Below are 22,827 nucleotides of genomic sequence, written 5' to 3' on the forward strand. Positions count from 1 at the left end.
CCCACGCCCAGGCGATGCCGCGCACGGCACGCGCCGCCGTGCCCACCCGGGCCCGCACGGCCGGTCGTGGCGACCGCGTCGCGGCGGGGGTCTCGCACACCGTCCTCGTGATCTGGTGCGGCCTCGTCATCGCGCCGATGATCTGGGTGTTCATCGGGTCCTTCAAGACGAGCTCGGAGATCTTCGCGTCGCCGTTCTCGCTGCCGTCCGAGTGGTCGTTCACGAACTACCAGAACGCGTGGGTGGACGCCCAGATCGGCCGCGCCTTCGTCAACACGATCATCGTGGTCGGGACGGCGCTGGTGCTCGTCATGCTGCTCGGGGCGATGTGCGCCTACGTGCTGGCCCGCTTCGAGTTCCCCGGGCGGCGGGCGATCTACTACCTGATGCTGGCCGGGCTGACGTTCCCGGTCTTCCTCGCGATCGTGCCGCTGTTCTTCGTGCTCCAGAACGCCGGGCTGCTCGGCACGCTACCGGGCCTGATCGTCGTCTACGTCGCGTTCGCGCTGCCGTTCACGGTGTTCTTCCTCTACGCGTTCTTCCGTGGGCTGCCGGACGACATCGCCGAGGCCGCGGCGATCGACGGCGCGGGGAACTGGCGCACGTTCTTCCAGGTGATGCTGCCGATGGCGACGCCCGGCATGGCCTCCGTGGCGATCTTCAACTTCCTCGGCCTGTGGAACCAGTTCATCCTGCCGATCGCGCTGAACCCGGCGCAGGAGAACTACGTGCTCTCCCAACGGCTGGCGGCGTTCGTCTCGTCGGCGGGGTACGCGGTGGACTTCGGCGCGATGTTCGCGGCCGTGGTGGTGACGATCGTGCCGGTGCTGATCGCCTACCTGATCTTCCAGCGCCAGCTCCAGGGTTCGGTCTCGGCGGGCACGATGAAGTAGGTCGCGAGCGGCGTGGGGGCCGCGGCCGGCGACCGGGACCGTCGGTGGCCTGACCTAGGCTGACGGCATGGCCGACCCAGCGACCTACCGCCCGAAACCGGGGGAGATCCCCACGTCGCCCGGCGTCTACCGGTTCCGCGACGCGCACGGCCGCGTGATCTACGTGGGCAAGGCGAAGAACCTGCGGGCACGGCTGTCGAACTACTTCCAGGACGTCGCGCACCTGCACCACCGCACGCAGAGCATGGTCACGACGGCGGCCTCCGTCGAGTGGACGGTGGTGGGCACCGAGGTCGAGGCGCTGGCGCTCGAGTACTCGTGGATCAAGGAGTACGACCCGCGGTTCAACGTGAAGTACCGGGACGACAAGTCGTACCCGTACCTCGCGGTGACGATGGCCGACGAGGTGCCGCGCGCCCAGGTGATGCGCGGCGCCAAGCGCCCCGGCACCCGGTACTTCGGACCGTACGGTCACGCCTGGGCCATCCGCGAGACCCTCGACCTCCTCCTGCGGGTCTTCCCGATCCGCACGTGCTCGGCGGGCGTGTACAAGCGGGCGCACCAGACCGGTCGCCCGTGCCTGCTGGGCTACATCGACAAGTGCTCGGCACCGTGCGTCGGCCGCATCGGGGTCGACGATCACAAGCAGCTGGCGCAGGACTTCTGCGACTTCATGGCAGGCGACACGCAGCGGTTCGAGCGGCGGCTCACGGCGCGGATGAACGAGGCCGCCGCGTCCATGGAGTACGAGCAGGCCGCCCGCCTGCGCGACGACATCCAGGCGCTGCGCCGCGCCACGGAGAAGAACGCCGTCGTGCTCCCCGACGCGACCGACGCCGACGTCTTCGCGCTCGCGGGTGACGAGCTCGAGGCCGCGGTCCAGGTGTTCCACGTGCGGGGCGGGCGCATCCGCGGCCAGCGCGGCTGGGTCGTGGAGAAGGTCGAGGACGTCACCGACGCGGAGCTCGTCGAGCACCTGCTGCAGCAGGTGTACGGCGCCGTCGAGGACGCGCGCGCGGCGGCCGCCGAGGCCGACCTCGACGCCGAGGGGCGGACGGCGGCCCGGCGCGAGGCGCGCGACGCCGTCCCGCGCGAGGTGCTCGTCCCCGTGCTCCCCCCGGACCCCGCGCAGATGGCGGCCTGGCTGACGGGCCTGCGTGGTGCCCGCGTCGAGCTGCGGGTGCCGCAGCGGGGCGACAAGCGCGAGCTCGCTGCCACCGTCCGGAAGAACGCCGAGCACGCCCTCGTCCTGCACCGCACGCGGCGGGCCGGCGACCTCACCACGCGCAGCCAGGCGCTCCGTGAGATCCAGGAGGCGCTGGGCCTCGAGTCGGCACCCCTGCGCATCGAGTGCTACGACGTCTCGCACACGCAGGGCACCTACCAGTCGGCGTCGATGGTGGTGTTCGAGGACGGGCTGCCGCGCAAGAGCGAGTACCGCACCTTCTCGATCCGGGGCCCCGAGGGCGACGGGGCCCGGGACGACACGGCAGCCATGCACGAGGTCATCACCCGCCGGTTCCGCCGCTACCTGACCGACCGGCTCGCGTCGGGCGAGGTGGAGCTCGACGACAGCGACGACGACGGACGCCCGTCGGGCGCCGCCCGCCCGCGGTCGGGCGAGGTCCCCGCCGAGGAGACGGGGGAGCGCAAGCGGTTCGCCTACCCGCCGAACCTCGTCGTCGTCGACGGCGGCCCGCCCCAGGTGGCGGCGGCCCAGCGCGCCCTCGACGAGCTGGGGGTCACCGACGTGGCGCTCTGCGGCCTCGCCAAGCGGCTCGAGGAGGTGTGGCTCCCCGGCGAGGACTACCCGGTGATCCTGCAGCGCTCCTCCGAGGCGTTGTACCTGCTCCAGCGGGTGCGCGACGAGGCGCACCGCCGCGCCATCACGGCGCACCGGCAGCGCAGGAGCAAGGGGATGGTGACCTCCGCCCTCGACGACGTGCCGGGCCTCGGGCCGGCGCGGCGCAAGGCCCTGCTCACCACCTTCGGCTCGGTCAAGAAGCTGCGCGCGGCGAGCGTCGACGAGATCGCCCAGGTGCGCGGCATGGGCCGCCGCACCGCGGAGGCCGTCGTCGCCGCGCTCGGCGGCGCGGACACCGCCGACCCCGGTAGCACCGACCCCGATAGCACCGACGCCGGTACCCCCGACGCTGGCAGCGCGCCGACCAGCCAGGACGCGGCGGGCCCTGGCATGCTGGGCGCATGAGCGAGCCGGATCCCATCACCGTCCCGCAGGGCATCCCCGAGATCGAGGCGACCACCCCCGCCCCGGAGCAGGCCGAGCCGGAGGTGCTGATCATCACCGGCATGTCGGGCGCCGGCCGGTCGCGCGCGGCGGGCGTGCTGGAGGACCTCGACTGGTTCGTCGTCGACAACCTGCCGCCGATGATGATCGTCCCGCTCGTCGACCTCATGACGCGCGCGGGGTCGTCGGTGGAGCGCCTCGCCGTGGTGGTCGACGTCCGTGGCCGGGAGTACTTCGCGGAGCTCGCCCGGGTGCTGCAGCACCTGCGCGACGCGGGCGTGAACTACCGGATCCTGTTCCTCGACGCGCGGGACGACACCCTGGTGCGCCGCTACGAGAGCGTCCGCCGTCCGCACCCCCTGCAGGGCGAGGGCCGGATCCTCGACGGCATCGGCGAGGAGCGCCGCGCGCTCGCGTCGATCGCCGAGCGCGCCGACGTCGTCATCGACACCTCGGAGCTGTCGGTGCACGACCTCGCACGTGAGGTCCGTGCCGCGGTCGCGGACGGCGCCCCCGACGCCCTGCGGGTCAACGTGCTCGCCTTCGGCTTCAAGTACGGCATCCCGCTCGACGCCGACCACGTCGTGGACGTCCGCTTCCTGGCCAACCCCTACTGGATCACCGAGCTGCGCCACCTCACGGGCCGGGACGCCCCGGTGCGGGAGTACGTCCTCGCCCGGCCCGGCGCGCAGGAGTTCGTGGACCGCTACGTCGCAGCGCTCGAGCCCGTCCTGGCCGGCTACCTGGCCGAGGAGAAGCGGTACGTGACCATCGCGGTCGGGTGCACCGGGGGCAAGCACCGCTCGGTGGCGATCGCGGGCGAGATCGCCCAGCGGCTGCGCGACGCGGGCCAGCGGGTCTCCCTCACGGCACGCGACCTGGGGAAGGAGTGACGACGCCGGTCGCGAGCCCGGGGGCGCCGGCGGTCACGGCGCTCGGGGGAGGGCACGGCCTGTTCGCGAGCCTCTCGGCCCTGCGGCTGATGTCCGACCGGCTGACCGCCGTCGTCACGGTCGCGGATGACGGCGGGTCCTCGGGCCGGCTGCGCGACGAGCTCGACGTCCTCCCGCCCGGCGACCTGCGCATGGCGCTCGCGGCCCTGTGCGACGACTCCGAGTGGGGCCGCACGTGGAGCGACCTGCTCCAGCACCGGTTCGTCTCGGGCGGCAGCCTGGACAAGCACGCCATGGGCAACCTCATGATCGTGGCGCTGTGGGAGCTGCTCGGCGACACCGTGACCGGCCTGGACTGGGTGGGCAAGCTGCTCGGCGCGCGCGGGCGCGTGCTGCCGATGGCGTCCGTCCCCCTGGTGGTGGAGGCCGACGTGCGGGGGAGCGGCGGCCCGACGGGGCTGGAGACCGTGGTCGGACAGAGCCGGGTCGCGGTGACCGAGGGGCGGATCGAGCAGCTGCGGCTGGTGCCGGCGGACCCGCCCGCGTGCCCCGAGGCGGTCGAGGCGGTGCGCGCCGCCGACTGGGTGGTGCTCGGGCCCGGCTCCTGGTACTCGTCGGTGCTGGTGCACCTCCTCGTGCCGGAGCTCGCGACGGCGCTCCACGAGACGGACGCCCGGGTGTGCGTGACGCTGAACCTGGCCGCCGAGCGCGGCGAGACCCAGGGCCTCACCGCCACCGACCACCTCGAGGCTCTGCACCGGCACGCGCCGGGCCTGCGCGTCGACGCCGTGCTCGCCGACCCGTCCGCCGTCGAGGATGTCGACGAGCTGGCCGACGCCGCCCAGGCGATGGGGGCGCGGCTGCTCATGCGGCAGGTCCGTCGCGGCGACGGGACGGCGCGCCACGACCCGCTGCGCCTGGCGGCGGCCTATCGCGACGTGTTCGAGGGCGTCTACGGGGACGTGTGACCGGTCCTCTGCGGTACCCCGCCGACGGCTCGGGGTGCTTGCCCCGCGTGGCAGGATGACGCCATGGCGCTGACGGCAGAGGTGAAGGACGAGCTCGCGCGGATCAAGGTGACCCGGACGTCGTGCCGCAAGGCGGAGGTCTCGGCGACGCTGCGGTTCTCCGGGGGGCTGCACATCATCTCGGGCCGCGTGGTCATCGAGGCGGAGCTGGACGACGAGGCGGCCGCCGCGCGGCTGCGCCAGGCGATCACGGAGCTCTACGGCCACACGAGCGACCTGATCGTGGTGCAGGCCGGGGGGCTGCGCAAGAACAACCGGTACGTGGTGCGCGTGGTGCGCGACGGCGAGTCGCTCGCCCGCCAGACGGGCCTGCTGGACTCGCGGGGGCGGCCGGTGCGCGGGCTGGCCCCGGAGGTCGTGTCGGCGGGCGTCGCGGAGGCCGAGGCGGTGTGGCGCGGCGCGTTCCTCGCGCACGGCTCGCTGACGGAGCCCGGCCGGTCGATGGCGCTGGAGGTCACGTGCCCGGGGCCCGAGGCGGCGCTCGCTCTGGTCGGCGCCGCGCGGCGCCTGGGCGTGCAGGCGAAGTCCCGGGAGGTGCGGGGCGTGGACCGCGTCGTCGTGCGCGACGGCGAGGCGATCGGGGAGATCCTGCGGCGGATGGGCGCGGTACGCACCCGCGAGATCTGGGAGGAGCGGCGCGCGCGGCGCGAGGTGCGCGGCACGGCCAACCGGCTCGCGAACTTCGACGACGCGAACCTGCGCCGGTCGGCACGGGCCGCCGTCGCGGCCGGCGCCCGGGTGCAGCGGGCCTTCGAGATCCTGGGCGAGGACGTGCCGGAGCACCTGCGGCAGGCGGGCGAGCTCCGGCTGGCCCACAAGCAGGCGTCCCTGGAGGAGCTCGGGCAGCTGGCCGACCCGCCGCTGTCCAAGGACGCCGTCGCGGGCCGGATCCGACGCCTCCTGTCGACGGCGGACAAGCGTGCCCTCGAGGTCGGCGTCCCGGACACCGAGTCCGGTCTGAGCCCCGAGCTCCTCGACCTCTGACGGCACCGCGTCCATATGGTCGGACCACACGTCTCACGAGGTCGTCGAGGGTCAGCGGCACCGCCGATTCGGGTATAGGCTCATTCCGTCAGGTGACGACGACGTGACCCGAGGCTGACCGCCCGGTGGAAGAACGTCGGGTGGTTCCGGGGTCACGACGTGAATCATCAGCACGCCCCTCGCGGCGTGCGGAAGTCGGCATCAACCGTGTGCGTCGGGATCTCACCGGCGCGCCCTGAGGAGGGCAATCGTGACCATCCGCGTCGGGATCAACGGCTTCGGTCGGATCGGACGGAACTTCTACCGCGCTCTCGTGGAGTCGGGTGCGGACATCGAGGTCGTCGGCGTCAACGACCTGACCGACAACAAGACTCTGGCCCACCTGCTCAAGTACGACACGGTGCTGGGCCGCTTCCCGAAGTCGGTCGACTTCGACGACGACAACATCATCGTCGACGGCCAGAAGATCCGTGCGCTCGCCGAGCGCGACCCCGCGAACCTCCCCTGGGGCGAGCTGGGCGCGGACATCGTCATCGAGTCCACCGGCTTCTTCACCGACGCCACCAAGGCCAAGGCGCACATCGACGCCGGCGCCAAGAAGGTCATCATCTCCGCCCCGGCGAAGAACGAGGACGCGACCTTCGTCATGGGTGTGAACAACGACCAGTACGACCCGGCCGCGCACCACATCATCTCGAACGCGTCCTGCACGACGAACTGCCTCGCGCCGCTCGCCAAGGCCCTCAACGACTCGATCGGCATCGAGCGTGGCCTGATGACGACGATCCACGCGTACACCGGCGACCAGAACCTGCAGGACGGCCCGCACAAGGACCTCCGCCGCGCCCGCGCCGCCGCGCAGAACATCGTGCCGACCACCACGGGTGCCGCCAAGGCCGTCGCCCTGGTCCTCCCGGAGCTGAAGGGCAAGCTGGACGGCTACGCCCTGCGCGTCCCGGTCATCACCGGTTCCGCCACGGACCTCACCTTCGAGGCCCCGAAGGAGGTCACGGTCGAGGAGGTCAACGCCGCGGTCAAGGCTGCCGCCGAGGGCCCCCTCAAGGGCGTGCTCGAGTACGTCGAGGACGACATCGTCTCCACGGACATCGTCACCAACCCGCACCAGAGCATCTACGACGCGAAGCTCACCAAGGTGATCGGCAACCAGGTCAAGGTCGTGTCCTGGTACGACAACGAGTGGGGCTACTCCAACTCCCTCGTGTCGCTGACGGTCTTCGTCGGCGAGAAGCTCTGACGACTCCGGCGCCCGACACCGCTCGAGCGTGAGTCACGACGTCCGCGTGCGCGCCGAACTCCGGCTGCGCACGCGGACGTCGTCATGTACGGACCAGATCACCCGGTCCGGGGACGTGCGGACGCCTCACGGCAGCGCCGCACGCACCGGGCCCTGACGGACAGGTGTGCCCCATGAAGACCATCGACACCCTGGGCGAGCTGCGCGGCAAGCGCGTCCTCGTCCGCTCGGACTTCAACGTGCCGCTCGACGGCACCACGATCACGGACGACGGCCGGATCAAGGCCGCGCTGCCCACGCTGAAGCGCCTCACGGACGCCGGCGCGCGGGTCGTCGTGACGGCCCACCTCGGGCGCCCGAAGGGCGAGCCGAACCCCGACTACTCCCTGGCGCCCGTGGCCGCGCGCCTCGGCGAGCTGCTGGGCCAGGACGTCGCCCTCGCGGCCGACGTGACCGGCCCGTCGGCCCAGGAGACCGTCGGCGCCCTGGCCGACGGCCAGGTCGCGCTCCTGGAGAACGTGCGCTTCGACGCCCGCGAGACCTCGAAGGTCGACGCCGAGCGCGAGGAGCTGGCCGGTGAGCTCGCCGCGCTGGCGGACGCGTTCGTCTCCGACGGCTTCGGCGTGGTGCACCGCAAGCAGGCGTCGGTCTACGACGTCGCGAAGCTGCTGCCGGCCGCGGCCGGCGACCTCGTCCTCAAGGAGGTGGAGGCGCTCTCTCGTGCCACCACGGACCCGCAGCGCCCGTACGCCGTCGTCCTGGGCGGCTCGAAGGTCTCGGACAAGCTCGGGGTCATCGAGAACCTGCTCACGAAGGCCGACCGCCTGCTCATCGGCGGCGGCATGGTCTTCACGTTCCTCGCCGCGCAGGGCCACTCCGTGGGCTCGTCGCTGCTCGAGGCCGACCAGGTGGACACCGTGAAGGGCTACCTCGCCCAGGCCGCCGAGTCGGGCGTGGAGATCGTGCTCCCCACCGACATCGTCGCCGCGGACTCGTTCGCCGCCGACGCCCCGCACCGCACCGTGCCGGCCGACCAGATCCCCGACGGCACCATGGGCCTCGACATCGGTCCCGACTCCGGCGCGCTGTTCGCGGCGCGGCTCGCGGACGCGAGGACCGTCGTGTGGAACGGCCCCATGGGCGTGTTCGAGTTCGACGCCTTCGCCGCCGGCACCCGCGCCGTCGCGCAGGGCATCGTCGACGCCACCGCGGCGGGCGCGTTCTCGATCGTGGGCGGCGGTGACTCGGCCGCGGCCGTGCGCGCGCTCGGCTTCGACGAGGCGGGCTTCAGCCACATCTCCACGGGCGGCGGCGCCAGCCTGGAGCTGCTCGAGGGCAAGGAGCTGCCCGGGCTCGCCGTCCTCGCCGCCTGACCGACCACCACCCCAGCACGAGAGAACGAGGAGCCCATCGTGGCCACCACCCGCACGCCCCTGATGGCGGGCAACTGGAAGATGAACCTGGACCACGCCGAGGCGATCGCCGCGGTGCAGAAGCTCGCGTGGACGCTCAAGGACGCGAAGCACGACTACGAGGCCGTCGAGGTCGCCGTCCTGGCGCCGTTCACGGACCTGCGCTCGGTGCAGACCCTCGTGGACGCGGACAAGCTCGAGGTGCGCTACGGCGCGCAGGACCTGTCGACGCACGCGTCGGGCGCCTACACGGGCGAGGTCTCCGGCCCGATGCTGGCCCGCCTGGGCTGCACGTACGTGGCCGTCGGGCACTCGGAGCGTCGCGAGTACCACGCCGAGGACGACGCCCTGGTGAACGCCAAGGTGCGCGCGGCCTTCGAGCACGGCCTGACGCCGATCCTGTGCGTGGGCGAGGGCCTGGACGTGCGCAAGGCGGGCGAGCAGGTCTCGTATACCCTCGCGCAGGTCGACGCCGCCCTGGCCGACGTGCCGGCGGAGCAGGCCGCGCAGGTCGTCATCGCGTACGAGCCCGTGTGGGCGATCGGCACGGGCGAGGTCGCGACCCCCGAGGACGCGCAGGAGGTCTGCGGCGCGATCCGCGGCCGCCTCGCCGAGCTGTACGACGCCGAGCTCGCCGCGGGCGTGCGCGTGCTGTACGGCGGGTCGGTGAAGTCGGGCAACGTCGCGCAGATCATGTCGCAGCCGGACGTCGACGGCGCCCTCGTCGGCGGCGCGAGCCTCGACCCGGTCGAGTTCGCGAAGATCGCGCGATACCAGTCGCACGTCGCCTGACGCGCCACCACCACGGCGGGCCTTGGCCCGCCCCACGGACGCCTTCCGAGGATCGTCACCCGATGGAAACATCGGTGTTCGCCTCGGGAGGCGTCCGTCACTTACTCTTGACCCGGCCAGGACGACGTCCTGGCCGGGTGACGAACAGATGCCCGCCCCGCGGGCGGACGACGAACGAGGACAGCCGAGGACACCGTGGACGTTTTGCAGATCATCCTTCAGGTTCTCCTGGTGATCACCAGCGCCTTCCTGACCCTGCTCATCCTGATGCACAAGGGCAAGGGCGGCGGTCTGTCGGACATGTTCGGCGGGGGGATCTCGAGCGCCGCCGGCAGCTCCGGCGTCGCCGAGCGCAACCTCAACCGGATCACGGTGAGCTTTGCGCTCGTCTGGTTCGTCGTGATCGTGCTGCTGGGTCTCATCACGAAGGTGAGCTGAGCCGGCACGACCGCGACCGTCACCGGTCCGGGCTCCGGCTCGGCCGGTGCGGGCAACGGGACCGGGCGCGAGCCCGGACCGACGGTTCACGAAGATCGTCCGTGGGCGTACGCCCACTGAGTCGAAGGTGAGGACGACAGGACGTGGCTACAGCCGGTCATGCGATCAGGGGCTCGCGCGTGGGTGCGGGTCCGCTGGGAGAGTCCGAGCGCGGCGAGGCGGCACCCCGGGTGCGGGTCTCGTACTGGTGCGCGAACGGGCACGAGACGACGCCGAGCTTCTCGGCGAACGAGGACGTCGAGCCTCCGGAGTTCTGGGACTGTCCGCGCTGCGGCTTCCCCGCCGGGCTCGACGCGGCCAACCCGCCGGAACCGGTGCGGAACGAGCCGTACAAGACGCACCTCGCGTATGTGAAGGAACGCCGCTCCGAGGAGGACGGCGCCGCCCTCCTCGAGGAGGCGCTCGCGACGCTGCGGGCGCGCCGGACGGGGCTGCGCCAGGCGAGCTGAGGGGGCCGGGCGGCAGCGGGACGGTACCGCCGGGTGTCCACCTGTCGAGACGGGGGCGCCGGGCGTAGTCTGACCGCATGTTCGAGGAAGGACAGCTCTACGCCCCCGTCACCGAGGACGAGCACGGCGTCACGGTGCACCTCACGGACGACCACCCCGGCGCGGACGACCCGGAGTACCGGCGCCGGCGCGAGGTCATCGCGGGCCCTGCGCTGCGCTGGTCGCCCGGCGACCCCGTGCCCCGCGTCGAGTACACGGACGGGGAGAACGAGATCTGGCGCACCGTGTGCGCCGAGCTCGCGCCCAAGCACGAGCGCCTGGCGATCCGCGGCTACCTCGAGGGCAAGGAAGCCCTCGCGCTGCCGACCGAACGGGTGCCGCAGCTCGACGAGGTGAGCGCGGGCCTGGAGCCGCTCAGCGGCTTCCGCCTGCACCCGGCCGCGGGGCTGGTGCCCCTGGACCAGTTCTACGGGTCGCTCGCCGACGGCGTCTTCCACTCCACGCAGTACCTGCGGCACGGGTCGCAGCCCCTGTACACCCCCGAGCCGGACATCATCCACGAAGTCGTCGGGCACGGGAACCTGCTCGCGAACCCGGCGATCGCCGACGTGAAGCGACGGGCGGGCGAGGCCGCGCGGCGCTGCGAGACGGCCGAGGGTCTCCAGTTCGTGGCCGACGTCTTCTGGTTCACCATCGAGTTCGGCGTCATGTACGAGGAGGGGGAGCTGCGCGCCTACGGCGCGGGCCTGCTGTCCTCGTACGGCGAGATCGAGGAGTTCCGCGGCGCCACCATCCTGCCGCTCGACTTTTACTCGATGGGCACCGTGGAGTACGACATCTCGCACTACCAGCCCACGCTGTTCGCCTGCGACGGCATGAGCGAGCTCACCGAGCGGGTGGGGGAGTTCTTCGCGGAGTTCGACGACGAGACGCCCGCCCGACTGCTCGCCGACCGGCACCGGTCGGCGAGCTAGCAGGTCAGGCGGCGGGGCCTGCTGCCGCGGCCGCGTCGAGCAGCCACAGCGTGCGTTCGGTGCCCCGTGCCCCGGCCGCCGGGACGTCGGTCACCGCGCCCCCGGCGAGGGCGGCGGCGGCCTGGGCGGCCTTCTCGGCCCCGGCGGCGACGACCCACACCTCGCGCGCGCGCCGGAGGGAGTCGAACGTGAGCGAGACACGTTCCGGCGGCGGCTTGGGGGAGCCGTGCACCCCGACCGTCGCGCCGCGGGCGTCGAGGCCGTCGTGCCCGGGGAACAAGGAAGCGACGTGCCCGTCGGGCCCCATGCCGAGCAGCAGCACGTCGAACTCCGGGACGGCCGGCTCCTGCGAGCCGGCCGCGGGCGCCCCGGCGAAGGCCGCGAGCTCGTCCGCGTAGGCCGCGGCCGACTGCTCCGGCGTCTCGACGGTGGCGCCTCCGGCGACCGCGCCGAGAGCGGGCATCGCGTGCACGTTCTCGGCGGGCAGGCCGGAGTCGGCGACCAGCGCGTCCACGAGGGCGGCGCGGGCCTGGGTCTCGTTACGGTCCGGGTCACCGTCGGGGAGGAACCGCTCGTCGCCCCACCACAGGTGCACCCCCGACCAGTCCACCGCGGCGCGCAGCGGGCTCGCGGCCACGGCCGCGAGCGTCTTGATGCCCACGGTGCCGCCGGTCAGCACCGCGTGCACCGGCGTGCGGACCGACTGCGCGTCGAGCAGGCGGGTGAGCAGCCGGGCCGCGGCGGCCTCCGCGAGGACCGTCGGGTCCGGGTGGACGACGACGAGCGGCGCGCTCACGCCGTGGCCTTCGCCTTCGGGCCCGTCGTGGCGCCGGGCTTGGCACCGACGGTCTCGACCCGCGCGAGGCCCTTGGTGAGCACCTCGCCGTAGAGCTCGTCCGGGTCGAGGCGCCGGAGCTCCTCGATGAGGGCCTCGCTGAGCGCGCGGATCGGGAGCGCCATGCGACGTTCCGGCTTCTCGGGCTGCGTGATCGCCACGACGCGGCCGTCGGGGCGGTCGAGCACGATGGGCCCGCTCTTGCGCTCCAGCGTCACCCGGGTGATGGCGTCGTCGCTGTCCGTGCGCACGACCGTGGCCGGGCATCGCAGACGCTGCCCGAGCCAGGCTGCCAGCAGGTCGAGGGACGTGTGCTGCTGCTGCCCCTCGACGGTCACCGCGGTGACGGGCTCGAACGGGGGCTGCTCCACCGCCGCCGCGATGAGCCCGCGCCACAGCGTCACGCGCGCCCACGCCAGGTCGGTGTCCCCGGGGCTGAACGTGCCGGACAGGCGGTGCAGCATCGCGACGGGGTCCGCCGCCGTCGTCGTGTCCGTGATGCGCCGCTGGGCCATCGCGCCCATCGGGTCCGCGGACGGGTCGTCGGGGCCGCCGGTCGGCCACCAGACGACGATCGGGGCGTCGGGCAGCAGCAGGGGCATGACGAGCGTGTCGGGGTGGTCGAGCATCGGGCCGCCGGCCCGCAGCACGACGACCTCGGAGGCGCCGGCGTCGCCACCGACGCGGATCTCGGCGTCGAGCCGCGGGGCGGAGCGGTCGCGCTGCACCAGCGGCGCGACCACCACGACGCGGCACGGGTGCTCGTGGCTGGCCTGGTTGGCGGCGCGGACGGAGTCCTCGATGTCGGCCTCCTCCGCGACCACGACGAGCGTGAGCACCCGGCCGAGCGCCACGGCGCCGCCCTCGTCGCGCAGGTGGGCGAGCCGCTTGCCGACCGCGTTCGTGGTCGTGTCCGGCATGTCGATGATCATCGGGGCTCTCCTCTGTGGAAGCGGCACAGGTGGGGGCGGCTCGCCGCGGCGCGTGGTGCGTCGTCCGGGGCGGGGGCGGGCCTCACGGGCGCCGCCACGAGCGGCCGTCGCGGGCCATCATCTTGTCGGCGGACTCCGGGCCCCAGGTGCCCGACGCGTACTGCTCCGGCTTGCCCTTGCTCGCCCAGTACGCGGTGACCGGGTCGAGGATCTTCCAGGAGAGCTCGACCTCCTCCCGGGTGGGGAAGAGCGGCGGGTCGCCGAGGAGGACGTCGAGGATGAGTCGCTCGTACGCCTCGGGGGACGACTCGGTGAACGAGTGGCCGTAGCCGAAGTCCATCGTGACGTCGCGGACCTCCATCGCGGTGCCCGGGACCTTGGCGCCGAAGCGGAGGGTGACGCCCTCGTCGGGCTGCACGCGGATGACCAGCGCGTTGTTGCCGAGGTCCGACGTCAGCGAGGACTCGAACGGGAGGTGCGGAGCCTTCTTGAAGACGACCGCGACCTCGGTGACGCGGCGGCCCAGGCGCTTGCCCGTGCGCAGGTAGAACGGGACGCCGGCCCAGCGCCGGTTGTCGATCTCGAGCTTCACCGCGGCGAACGTCTCGGTCGTGGAGTCGGGGTTGAAGCCCTCCTCCTCGAGGAACCCGACGACCTTCTCGCCACCCTGCCACCCGGAGGCGTACTGGCCGCGGGCGGTGTGGCGCCCGAGGTCGCGGGGGAGGCGCACGGAGGAGAGCGCCTTGATCTTCTCGGCGCGCAGGGCCTCGGCGTCGAAGTTGACCGGCTCCTCCATGGCGACGAGCGCGAGGAGCTGGAGCAGGTGGTTCTGGATCACGTCGCGGGCGGCGCCGATGCCGTCGTAGTAGCTCGCGCGCCCGCCGATGCCGATGTCCTCGGCCATCGTGATCTGCACGTGGTCCACGTAGTTGCTGTTCCACAGCGGCTCGAACATCTGGTTCGCGAACCGCAGGGCGAGGAGGTTCTGGACCGTCTCCTTGCCGAGGTAGTGGTCGATGCGGAAGACCGACTCCGGGTCGAAGACCTGGGAGACGACGGCGTCGAGCTCGCGCGCGCTCTCGAGGTCGTGGCCGAACGGCTTCTCGATGACGACGCGGCGCCACGCGTCCGGGGACGACTTGGAGAGCCCCGACTCGGACAGCTGCCGGCACACGATCGGGAACGCGCTGGGCGGCACGGACAGGTAGAAGGCGTGGTTGCCGCCGGTGCCGCGCTCGGCGTCGAGCTGCTCGACGGTCTGGCGCAGGCGCTCGAACGCCTCGTCGTCGTCGAACGACCCCTGCACGAAGCGGATGCCCTCGGCGAGCTGGCGCCAGGTGGCCTCGCGGAACGGCGTGCGGGCGTGCTCCTTGACCGCGTCGTGCACGACCTGGGCGAAGTCCTCGTCCTCCCAGTCGCGGCGGGCGAAGCCCGTCAGCGCGAAGCCGGGGGGCAGCAGGCCGCGGTTGGCCAGGTCGTAGACGGCGGGCATGAGCTTCTTGCGGGACAGGTCGCCCGTGACCCCGAAGATCACCAGGCCGCTGGGGCCGGCGATGCGGGGCAGGCGCAGGTCGAGGGGGTCGCGCAGGGGGTTGTGCTCGGCGGTGATCTTGGCCGGTCTCACGAGGTGGGCACCGTTCTTCGTCGTGCGGGCGGGAGGTGGTGCGGGTCCCCGGGGACGCGTCGACGCCCCCGGGGACACAGATCAGGCGCTCTGGGCCTTGAGGCCGGCGGAGGCGGTGTCCAGGAGCTCGGTCCAGGAGTCCTCGAACTTGCGGACGCCGTCGGTCTCGAGGTGGTCCGTGACCTCGGCGAGGGACACGCCGAGCGACTCGATGGTCTCGATCGTGCGGCGCGCAGCGCCCGCGGTGCCGCGAACCGTGTCACCCGGGACGACGCCGTGGTCGGCGAAGGCCTGCAGGGTCGGCTCGGGCATGGTGTTGACGACGCCGTCCGTGACCAGCTCGGAGACGTACAGGGTGTCCGAGTACTCCGGGTTCTTCACACCGGTCGAGGCCCACAGCGGCCGCTGCGGGTGCGCGCCGGACGCGGCGAGCGAGCGCCACTGGTCCGTGCCGACGAACTGCTCGTAGGCCTCGAACGCGAGGCGGGCGTTCGCGACGGCGGCCTGCCCGCGCAGGTCGAGCGCCTCGGGCGTGCCGATCTTCTCCAGGGCGGCGTCCACGGAGGAGTCGACGCGCGAGACGAAGAACGACGCCACCGACCCGATCGGTGCGAGGTCGATGCCGTCCGCGCGGGCCTGCTCGAGGCCGATCGCGAACGCCTCCATGACCGAGCGGTAGCGCTCGATCGAGAAGATCAGCGTGACGTTGACGCTGATCCCCTGGGCGAGGGTGCGGGAGATCGCGTCCAGCCCGGGCACGGTCGCCGGGATCTTGATGAAGACGTTCGGGCGGTCCACGGTGCGCCACAGGCGCTCGGCCACCACGACGGTCTTGTCGGCGTCGTACGCGAGGCGCGGGTCGACCTCGATCGACACGCGTCCGTCGACGCCGTCGGTGGCGTCGTAGACCGGGCGCAGCAGGTCGGCGGCGGCGCGCACGTCGTCGGTCGTGATGGTCTCGACCGCGGCGTCCACGTCCACGCCCGCACCAGCGCCGGCGAGCTCGGCGAGCTGGGCGTCGTAGGCGTCACCGCTGGACAGGGCCTTGGCGAAGATCGTGGGGTTCGTCGTCACGCCGACGACACCCCGCTCGGCCACGAGGGCCGCCAGGTTGCCGCTGCGCAGGCGCTCCCGCGACAGGTCGTCGAGCCAGATGGACACCCCGGCGCCGGTGAGGTCGGTGATCGGGGCGGGGACGGTGCTCTGCGTCATCGGACGTCCTTCCAGGTCGGAGACCCTCGCCGGTGAGGTGTCGACGGGGGCCGGGTGGGGCGCCGCGGGGCGGCGCCCCACCCTGGGGAATCTACGAGCGCTCAGGCGGCGTCGCCAGCGCCGCGCACGGCGGCGAGCGACTCGCGGGCGGCGGCCGCGACGGCGTCCGCCGTGATGCCGAACTCCCGGTACAGCGTCTGGTAGTCGGCCGAGGCGCCGTAGTGCTCGAGCGAGACGCTGCGGCCGGCGTCGCCGACCACGTCGCGCCAGCCCTGGGCGATGCCGGCCTCGACGGAGACGCGCGCCTTCACCGAGGACGGCAGCACCGACTCGCGGTACGCGGCGTCCTGCTTGTTGAACCACTCGCGGCTCGGCATCGACACGACGCGGGCGGCGATCCCCTCGGCGGCGAGCTGCTCGCGCGCCTGCACGGCGAGCTGCACCTCGGAGCCGGTGCCGACGAGGACGACGTCGGGCGTGCCGGTCTCGTCGTTCGTGGCGTCGACCAGCGTGTAGCCGCCCTTGAGGGTGCCCTCGGCGCCGGCGAAGCCGTCGGTACCGCGGGGGAAGGTCGGCACGTTCTGGCGGGTGAGGACGATGCCCGCCGGGTTCGCCGTGTTCTCGATGATGCCGCGCCAGGCCCAGGCGGTCTCGTTCGCGTCGGCGGGCCGGACGACGTCGAGGCCGGGGATGGCGCGCAGGGCGGCGAGGTGCTCGACCGGCTGGTGCGTCGGGCCGTCCTCGCCCAGACCGATGGAGTCGTGGGTCCACACGAACGTCGTCGGGATCTCCATGAGCGCGGCGAGGCGCACCGAGGCGCGCATGTAGTCGGCGAACTGGAGGAAGGTGCCGCCGTACGGGCGCGTGAGGCCGTGCAGCACGATGCCGTTGAGGATCGCGCCCATGCCGTGCTCGCGGATGCCGAAGTGCAGGGTGCGCCCGTAGGGGTTGCCCGGGAACTTCTTGGTCGCGTGCTCGACGGGGATGAACGACGGCTCGCCGTCCATCGTGGTGTTGTTCGAGCCGGCGAGGTCGGCGGAGCCGCCCCACAGCTCGGGCAGCACGTCCTTGAGCGCGGTGAGGACCTTGCCGGAGGCGGCACGGGTGGCGACGCCCTTCTCGGAGGCCTCGAAGACGGGCAGCTCGTCGGTCCAGCCGGCGGGCAGCTCGTGCGCGGCGAGGCGGTCGAGCAGGGCGGCACGCTCCGGGGCGGCAGTGCGCCACGCGGCGTACGACCGCTCCCACGCGGCGCGCTGGTCGGCCTGCCGCTCGGCGACGGCACGGGTGTAGGAGAGCACCTCGTCGTCGACGGCGAACGAGGCCTCCGGGTCCAGGCCGAGCGCGACCTTGAGGCCCGCGACCTCGTCGGCGCCCATCGCGGACCCGTGGATGCCGCCCGTGTTCTGCTTGGTGGGCGACGGCCAGCCGATGATGGTGCGCAGCGCGATGAACGACGGACGGTCGGTCTCGGCCTTCGCGGCCGCGATCGCCGCGGCGAGCGCGTCGACGTCCTCGGCGTAGCCGGTGCCGCCCTGCGTCCAGTCCACCCGCTGGGTGTGCCAGCCGTAGGCGGCGTAGCGCGCGAGGGTGTCCTCGGTGAACGCGATGTCGGTGTCGTCCTCGATGGAGATCTTGTTGTCGTCCCAGATCACCACGAGGTTGCCGAGCTTCTGCGTGCCGGCGAGCGACGACGCCTCGGAGGTGACGCCCTCCTGCAGGTCGCCGTCGGAGGCGATGACGTACACGTGGTGGTCGAACGGCGACTCGCCGGGCGCGGCGTCGGGGTCGAGCAGGCCCCGCTCGCGGCGGGCCGCGAACGCCATGCCGACCGCGGACGCGAGGCCCTGGCCGAGCGGGCCCGTCGTGATCTCCACGCCGGGGGTGTGGCGGTACTCGGGGTGGCCCGGGGTCTGGGAGCCCCAGGTGCGCAGCGCCTCGAGGTCGTCCAGCTCCATGCCGTAGCCGGAGAGGAACAGCTGCAGGTACAGCGTGAGCGAGGAGTGGCCCGCCGACAGGACGAACCGGTCACGACCGACCCAGTGCGGGTCGGACGGGTCGTGCCGCATCGTCTTGCCGAACAGCAGGTACGCGGCGGGGGCGAGGGAGATCGCCGTGCCGGGGTGGCCGTTGCCGACCTTCTCGACGGCGTCGGCCGCCAGCGCCTTGATGGTCTTCACCGCGCGGTCGTCGAGCGAGCTCCACTCGAGCGGGGCGACGACGGGGTCGAACGCGTTCACAGATGTGCCTCTTTCCTGCCCGGAGCGAGCCCCGGGTGATTGCTGCTGCTCTGCCGGTACGGGGCGCCGTCGCGTCGGACGCCGCACGGGGTCCTCGAGGCGACGGCGGGGGCACGGCGTCGAGGGGCCGACCGGGGGTGGGCGGCCCGCTGTTCACCGTTGTGCAGCACCACCCTAGCGCCGAGCATTCCCGGCACGCCCGTCCCGGCACGGTTCGTCCCACCAGGTGAGCCGGGCGCCGTGCACGCCGGAGGATGTCCGGACAGATGACGTCCGCGCGGCATTTCTCACAGCGGGGACGCCGCCGCCCGGGCCGCCGCGACGCTGACCTCGGCGTACGATGAGGCGGCGACCGTCCCACGTCGCCCGAGCTCCCCGGACCCCCAGCCGAGAACGGACAAGCACGCGCGTGAGCACCACGAGCACCACGACGTCCCACCCCCAGGCGCCGACCCGCGCGGCCGTGCGGGCCGAGCGGGAGCGTGCCGATGCCGACCGGGCGGACCGCCGCGGAGCGGACGCGGAGCAGGGCGGGGGCGCGAGCGGTGCGCCGGGCACGGGGTGGCGCGACCGCCTCGGTGCCTATGTCGCGCTGACCAAGCCGCGGATCATCGAGCTGCTGCTCGTCACGACGCTGCCCACCATGATCCTCGCGCAGGGCGGTCTGCCGTCGCTGTGGCTGGTGCTGCTCACCCTGGTCGGCGGCACGCTGGCCGCCGCGTCGGCGAACGTCTTCAACTGCTACCTGGACCGCGACATCGACCAGGTGATGAACCGCACCAAGCGGCGCCCGCTGGCGACGGGTGAGATCACGCCCCGGGCGGCCCTGGTGTTCGCCACGGTGCTCGGCGTGGTGTCGCTGCTGTGGTTCGCGCTGCTGGTCAACGTCCCGGCGGCGTGGCTCACCTTCGCGGCCATCGCGATCTACGTGGTCGGCTACACGATGATCCTCAAGCGGCGCACGCCGCAGAACATCGTCTGGGGCGGCATCGCCGGCTGCATGCCGGTGTTCATCGGCTGGGCCGCGGTGACCGGGTCGCTGAGCTGGGCCGCCGTCGCGCTCTTCGGCGTGATCTTCTTCTGGACGCCGCCGCACTACTGGCCGCTGTCCGTCAAGTTCAAGAAGGACTACGCGAACGCCGGCGTGCCGATGCTGCCCGTCGTGGCCACCGACCGCCGCGTCGCGGTCGAGATGGTCGCGCACACCGCCGCGATGATCGCCTGCTCCCTCGCGCTGATCCCGCTCGCCGGGATGTCGTGGTTCTACACGGTCGTCGCCATCGCGTCCGGCGGCTGGTTCCTCTGGCTCGTCATCGCGATGCTGCGCCGCGCGGGGCACCCCGAGCGCGGCAAGCTCGGCGCGATGAAGGTCTTCCACGGCTCGATCACGTACCTCACGGTGCTGTTCATCGCCGTCGCGGTGGACGTCTTCCTGCCCTTCTGACCCGCCCGGGGACGCGGCCCGCCAGCAGCGTCGCCACCTCGGGGCATGATGTTCCGGTGCCCGACACCACGTCCGCCCCGCCCCTCCCGCCCGCCCTGGCGGCCGCGCTGCAGGACTACCTGGCGCACCTCGGCGTCGAGCGCGGGCTGTCGGCCAACACCGTGGCCGCCTACCGCCGCGACCTGGGCCGCTACGCCCGCCACCTGCACACGACGGGACGCTCCGGTCTCGGCGACGTGGGGGAGCGGGACGTCGAGGAGTACGTGGTGGTGGTCCGGCAGGGGTCGGACGGGGGCGCGCCGCTGTCGCCGTCGTCCACGGCCCGCGCGCTGGCCGCGGTGCGCGGCTGGCACCGGTTCGCGCACGCCGAGGGCACCACGAGTGACGACCCCGCGTCCCAGGTGCACGCCCCGAGCGCGCTGCGGCGGCTGCCGCACGCGCTGTCGATCGACGAGGTGGCCCGCCTGCTCGACGCGGCGGGCGCCGGCGACGGGGCGGTGCCGCTGCGCGACCGGGCGCTGCTCGAGCTGCTGTACTCCACCGGCGGACGCATCAGCGAGGTGGTCGGGCTCGACGTCGACGACGTCGACGGCCTGCTCGACGACGGCGCGCACGACGGCGGTGCGCCGCGCGCCGGGTCCGTGCGGCTGCACGGCAAGGGCGACAAGGAGCGGGTGGTGCCGGTCGGCTCGTACGCGCGCACGGCGCTCGAGGCGTACCTGGTGCGGGCGCGGGCGCCCCTCGCGGAGGCGGGCCGGGGTACCCCGGCACTCTTCCTCAACACGCGCGGCGCGCGGCTGTCGCGGCAGAGCGCCTGGTCGGTGCTCCAGGCCGCGGCGGAGCGCGCGGGCCTGACGCAGCACGTGTCGCCGCACACGCTGCGGCACTCGTTCGCCACCCACCTGCTCGCCGGCGGCGCGGACGTCCGCGTGGTGCAGGAGCTGCTGGGGCACGCCTCGGTGACGACCACGCAGATCTACACGATGGTGACGCGCGACGCGCTGCGCGAGGTGTACGCCGCGGCGCACCCGCGCGCCCTCGGCTGAGCTCCCTGATGCGTCGGGACCGCCGGAAGGACGGCGCGCCCGGCGTGCCGCCCGGACCCCGGGAGGCCCTGAGGTAGCGTGACGCAGGTGAGCGAGGGACTCGGGAGCGACACCATGACGCAGACGACCACGAGCGACGCCTCACCGGCCGCGGTCACCGCGACCAGCCCCGCGCCGGGCAGTCCGGCCGGCGGGCTCGAGGAGCCGCGGACCGACGTCGTCGGGCGGCCGCTGCCCGACTTCCGCGACCCGGCGCCGCTGGCGTCCCACGGGCCCGCGCGCATCGTCGCGATGTGCAACCAGAAGGGCGGCGTCGGAAAGACCACCACGACGATCAACCTGGGTGCCGCGCTGGCCGAGTACGGCCGCCGCGTCCTGCTCGTCGACTTCGACCCGCAGGGCGCCGCCTCCGTCGGCGTCGGCGTGAGCCCGCACGACCTCGACCTCAGCGTCTACAACCTGCTCATGGAGCGCGACGTCAGCTTCACCGACGTGCTGCAGCCCACGAACATCGAGGGCATGGACGTGCTGCCCGCCAACATCGACCTGTCGGCAGCGGAGGTCCAGCTCGTCGGCGAGGTGGCCCGCGAGTCGGTCCTGGCCCGCGCGCTGCGCCCCGCCCTGGACGACTACGACGTGATCCTCGTGGACTGCCAGCCGTCGCTCGGCCTGCTGACGGTCAACGCCCTCACCGCGGCGCACGGCGTGCTCATCCCGCTGGAGTGCGAGTTCTTCGCCCTGCGCGGCGTGGCCCTGCTCGTGGAGACGATCGAGAAGGTGCGCGACCGGCTGAACCCGGCGCTGGAGATCGACGGCATCCTGCCGACCATGTACGACTCGCGCACCCTGCACTCGCGCGAGGTCGTGGCGCGCGTGCACGAGGCGTTCGGCGACACGCTGCTGCACACGGTCATCGGGCGCACGGTGAAGTTCCCGGACGCGTCCGTCGCGGCCGAGCCGATCACCAACTACGCCCCGACCCACGCCGGCGCGGCCGCGTACCGGCAGCTCGCGCGGGAGCTCGTCGCCCGTGGCGACGCCGCCTGACGTCGCCCCGGAGCAGGGGGAGGCGGTCGACGCCGTCGACGGCGCCGACGCCCGGCCGGGGTTCGAGGTCCACCTCGACAACTTCACCGGCCCGTTCGACCTGCTGCTGTCGCTCATCGCGAAGCACGAGCTCGACGTCACCGAGGTGGCGCTCGCGGCCGTGACGGACGAGTTCGTCGCGCACATCCGCGAGGCCGAGGCCGCGTCGCGCGAGGCGACGGCCCGCGGCGAGGAGCACCCGTCGTGGGACCTCGGGACGGCGAGCGAGTTCCTCGTCGTCGCGGCCACGCTGCTCGACCTCAAGGCCGCACGGCTGCTGCCGGGCATCGTCGAGGAGGACGCCGAGGACCTGGAGCTGCTCGAGGCCCGCGACCTGCTGTTCGCCCGGCTGCTGCAGTACCGCGCGTACAAGGAGGTCTCCGGACTCCTCGCCGAGCGCCTGGAGACCGAGGGGCGCCGCGTGCCGCGGTCCGTGCCGCTCGAGCCGCACCTCACGGCGCTGCTGCCGGAGCTGGTGTGGACGCTCGACGGCGCGCGCCTCGCGGAGCTGGCGGCCAGGGCCCTCGAGCCCAAGCTCCCGCCCGTCGTCGGGCTCGACCACCTGCACGCCCCCGCCGTGAGCGTGCGGGAGCAGGCGGGCGTCGTGGCGCGACGGCTCCGGCGTGAGCACGTCGCCACCTTCCGCGCCCTCGTGGCGGGGGAGGAGCGGCTCGTGGCCGTGGCGCGCTTCCTCGCCCTGCTCGAGCTCTTCCGCTCCGGGCGGGTCGCGTTCGAGCAGGCGACGGCGCTGGGCGAGCTCACCGTGCGGTGGACGGCGGGCGACGGTGGCGGCGGCGAGGACGACGACGGCGAGCTCGCGGCGGGCTTCGAGGAGTTCGACGGCACGCCCGGCAAGGACGAGGGGACCGGTGCACCCGCCGCGCGGGGCGCCGGCGTGACGGAGGTCGTGGCATGACGCAGCGGACGGACGAGCACACGGAGGCCGTCGAGGCCGAGTCTGTCGACCGGGAGCCGGGGTCGACGG

At 73.1% G+C, this 22,827-nt stretch carries 20 protein-coding genes; 15 read left to right on the forward strand and 5 right to left on the reverse strand.

All coding sequences use genetic code 11. The features are described from left to right. Positions 1 to 14: 14 nt before the first annotated feature. The 11 genes from ABZ493_RS09285 to ABZ493_RS09335 all read left to right on the forward strand — a co-directional run bounded on the left by ABZ493_RS09285 (position 15) and on the right by ABZ493_RS09335 (position 11,426). Positions 15 to 893: a carbohydrate ABC transporter permease gene (locus ABZ493_RS09285; RefSeq protein ID WP_430581951.1), complete on the forward strand. Its 879-nt coding sequence runs from the start codon at positions 15 to 17 to the stop codon at positions 891 to 893. Between the two features lie 67 nt (positions 894 to 960). Then, on the forward strand, positions 961 to 3,102 hold the full coding sequence (gene uvrC / locus ABZ493_RS09290) for an excinuclease ABC subunit UvrC (protein ID WP_430581878.1): 2,142 nt from the start codon (positions 961 to 963) through the stop codon (positions 3,100 to 3,102). Next, positions 3,099 to 4,034, forward strand: coding sequence for an RNase adapter RapZ (gene rapZ, locus ABZ493_RS09295; protein ID WP_430581879.1), 936 nt, complete (start codon positions 3,099 to 3,101; stop codon positions 4,032 to 4,034). The genes uvrC and rapZ overlap by 4 nt, the downstream gene beginning before the upstream one ends. Then, positions 4,031 to 5,002 carry a uridine diphosphate-N-acetylglucosamine-binding protein YvcK gene (yvcK, locus tag ABZ493_RS09300; RefSeq protein WP_430581880.1) on the forward strand — a complete coding sequence of 324 codons (972 nt, stop codon included), beginning with the start codon at positions 4,031 to 4,033 and terminating at the stop codon, positions 5,000 to 5,002. Before rapZ ends, yvcK begins: the two co-directional genes overlap by 4 nt. A gap of 63 nt (positions 5,003 to 5,065) precedes the next feature. Next, on the forward strand, positions 5,066 to 6,046 hold the full coding sequence (gene whiA / locus ABZ493_RS09305; RefSeq protein WP_430581881.1) for a DNA-binding protein WhiA: 981 nt from the start codon (positions 5,066 to 5,068) through the stop codon (positions 6,044 to 6,046). Positions 6,047 to 6,296: 250 nt separating this feature from the next. After that, positions 6,297 to 7,301, forward strand: coding sequence for a type I glyceraldehyde-3-phosphate dehydrogenase (gene gap / locus ABZ493_RS09310; protein ID WP_430546145.1), 1,005 nt, complete (start codon positions 6,297 to 6,299; stop codon positions 7,299 to 7,301). Between the two features lie 173 nt (positions 7,302 to 7,474). Further along, positions 7,475 to 8,674 (forward strand): phosphoglycerate kinase, encoded by a 1,200-nt coding sequence (locus tag ABZ493_RS09315; protein WP_430581882.1) that lies wholly within the window; start codon positions 7,475 to 7,477, stop codon positions 8,672 to 8,674. Between the two features lie 63 nt (positions 8,675 to 8,737). Next, positions 8,738 to 9,505 (forward strand): triose-phosphate isomerase, encoded by a 768-nt coding sequence (gene tpiA, locus ABZ493_RS09320; protein ID WP_430581952.1) that lies wholly within the window; start codon positions 8,738 to 8,740, stop codon positions 9,503 to 9,505. Between the two features lie 195 nt (positions 9,506 to 9,700). After that, positions 9,701 to 9,943: a preprotein translocase subunit SecG gene (gene secG, locus ABZ493_RS09325; protein ID WP_380326827.1), complete on the forward strand. Its 243-nt coding sequence runs from the start codon at positions 9,701 to 9,703 to the stop codon at positions 9,941 to 9,943. Positions 9,944 to 10,086: 143 nt separating this feature from the next. Next, positions 10,087 to 10,452, forward strand: coding sequence for an RNA polymerase-binding protein RbpA (locus tag ABZ493_RS09330; RefSeq protein WP_429729145.1), 366 nt, complete (start codon positions 10,087 to 10,089; stop codon positions 10,450 to 10,452). Between the two features lie 77 nt (positions 10,453 to 10,529). After that, positions 10,530 to 11,426 carry a phenylalanine 4-monooxygenase gene (locus ABZ493_RS09335; RefSeq protein ID WP_430581883.1) on the forward strand — a complete coding sequence of 299 codons (897 nt, stop codon included), beginning with the start codon at positions 10,530 to 10,532 and terminating at the stop codon, positions 11,424 to 11,426. 4 nt (positions 11,427 to 11,430) lie between these two features. On the opposite strand, the gene pgl is transcribed toward ABZ493_RS09335, so the two are convergent. From pgl to tkt, 5 genes are all read right to left on the reverse strand, one after another. After that, on the reverse strand, positions 11,431 to 12,222 hold the full coding sequence (gene pgl / locus ABZ493_RS09340; protein ID WP_430581884.1) for a 6-phosphogluconolactonase: 792 nt from the start codon (positions 12,220 to 12,222) through the stop codon (positions 11,431 to 11,433). Then, a complete protein-coding gene (opcA, locus tag ABZ493_RS09345; protein WP_430581885.1) occupies positions 12,219 to 13,193 on the reverse strand; it encodes a glucose-6-phosphate dehydrogenase assembly protein OpcA in 975 nt (324 codons plus the stop codon). Before opcA ends, pgl begins: the two co-directional genes overlap by 4 nt. 82 nt (positions 13,194 to 13,275) lie before the next feature. After that, positions 13,276 to 14,817 (reverse strand): glucose-6-phosphate dehydrogenase, encoded by a 1,542-nt coding sequence (gene zwf, locus ABZ493_RS09350; protein ID WP_430581886.1) that lies wholly within the window; start codon positions 14,815 to 14,817, stop codon positions 13,276 to 13,278. Between the two features lie 81 nt (positions 14,818 to 14,898). After that, the gene (gene tal / locus ABZ493_RS09355; protein WP_430581887.1) at positions 14,899 to 16,029 is read right to left on the reverse strand and encodes a transaldolase; all 1,131 of its coding nucleotides are present in this window, start codon (positions 16,027 to 16,029) and stop codon (positions 14,899 to 14,901) included. 101 nt (positions 16,030 to 16,130) lie between these two features. Then, positions 16,131 to 18,266 carry a transketolase gene (tkt, locus tag ABZ493_RS09360; protein WP_430581888.1) on the reverse strand — a complete coding sequence of 712 codons (2,136 nt, stop codon included), beginning with the start codon at positions 18,264 to 18,266 and terminating at the stop codon, positions 16,131 to 16,133. 409 nt (positions 18,267 to 18,675) lie between these two features. Here tkt and ABZ493_RS09365 point away from each other — a divergent pair, with 409 nt between their 5' ends. From ABZ493_RS09365 to ABZ493_RS09380, 4 genes are all read left to right on the forward strand, one after another. After that, positions 18,676 to 19,710 carry a heme o synthase gene (locus tag ABZ493_RS09365; protein ID WP_430581889.1) on the forward strand — a complete coding sequence of 345 codons (1,035 nt, stop codon included), beginning with the start codon at positions 18,676 to 18,678 and terminating at the stop codon, positions 19,708 to 19,710. Between the two features lie 56 nt (positions 19,711 to 19,766). Then, positions 19,767 to 20,756 carry a site-specific tyrosine recombinase XerD gene (xerD, locus tag ABZ493_RS09370; protein ID WP_430581890.1) on the forward strand — a complete coding sequence of 330 codons (990 nt, stop codon included), beginning with the start codon at positions 19,767 to 19,769 and terminating at the stop codon, positions 20,754 to 20,756. Between the two features lie 87 nt (positions 20,757 to 20,843). Next, positions 20,844 to 21,803 carry a ParA family protein gene (locus ABZ493_RS09375; protein WP_430581891.1) on the forward strand — a complete coding sequence of 320 codons (960 nt, stop codon included), beginning with the start codon at positions 20,844 to 20,846 and terminating at the stop codon, positions 21,801 to 21,803. Then, positions 21,787 to 22,758, forward strand: a complete 972-nt coding sequence (locus ABZ493_RS09380) for a ScpA family protein (RefSeq protein ID WP_430581892.1) — start codon at positions 21,787 to 21,789, stop codon at positions 22,756 to 22,758. Before ABZ493_RS09375 ends, ABZ493_RS09380 begins: the two co-directional genes overlap by 17 nt. Positions 22,759 to 22,827 lie beyond the last annotated feature (69 nt).

Origin of the sequence: Isoptericola sp. NPDC019482, from assembly GCF_040632295.1 — a bacterium.
Lineage (GTDB): Bacteria > Actinomycetota > Actinomycetes > Actinomycetales > Cellulomonadaceae > Isoptericola.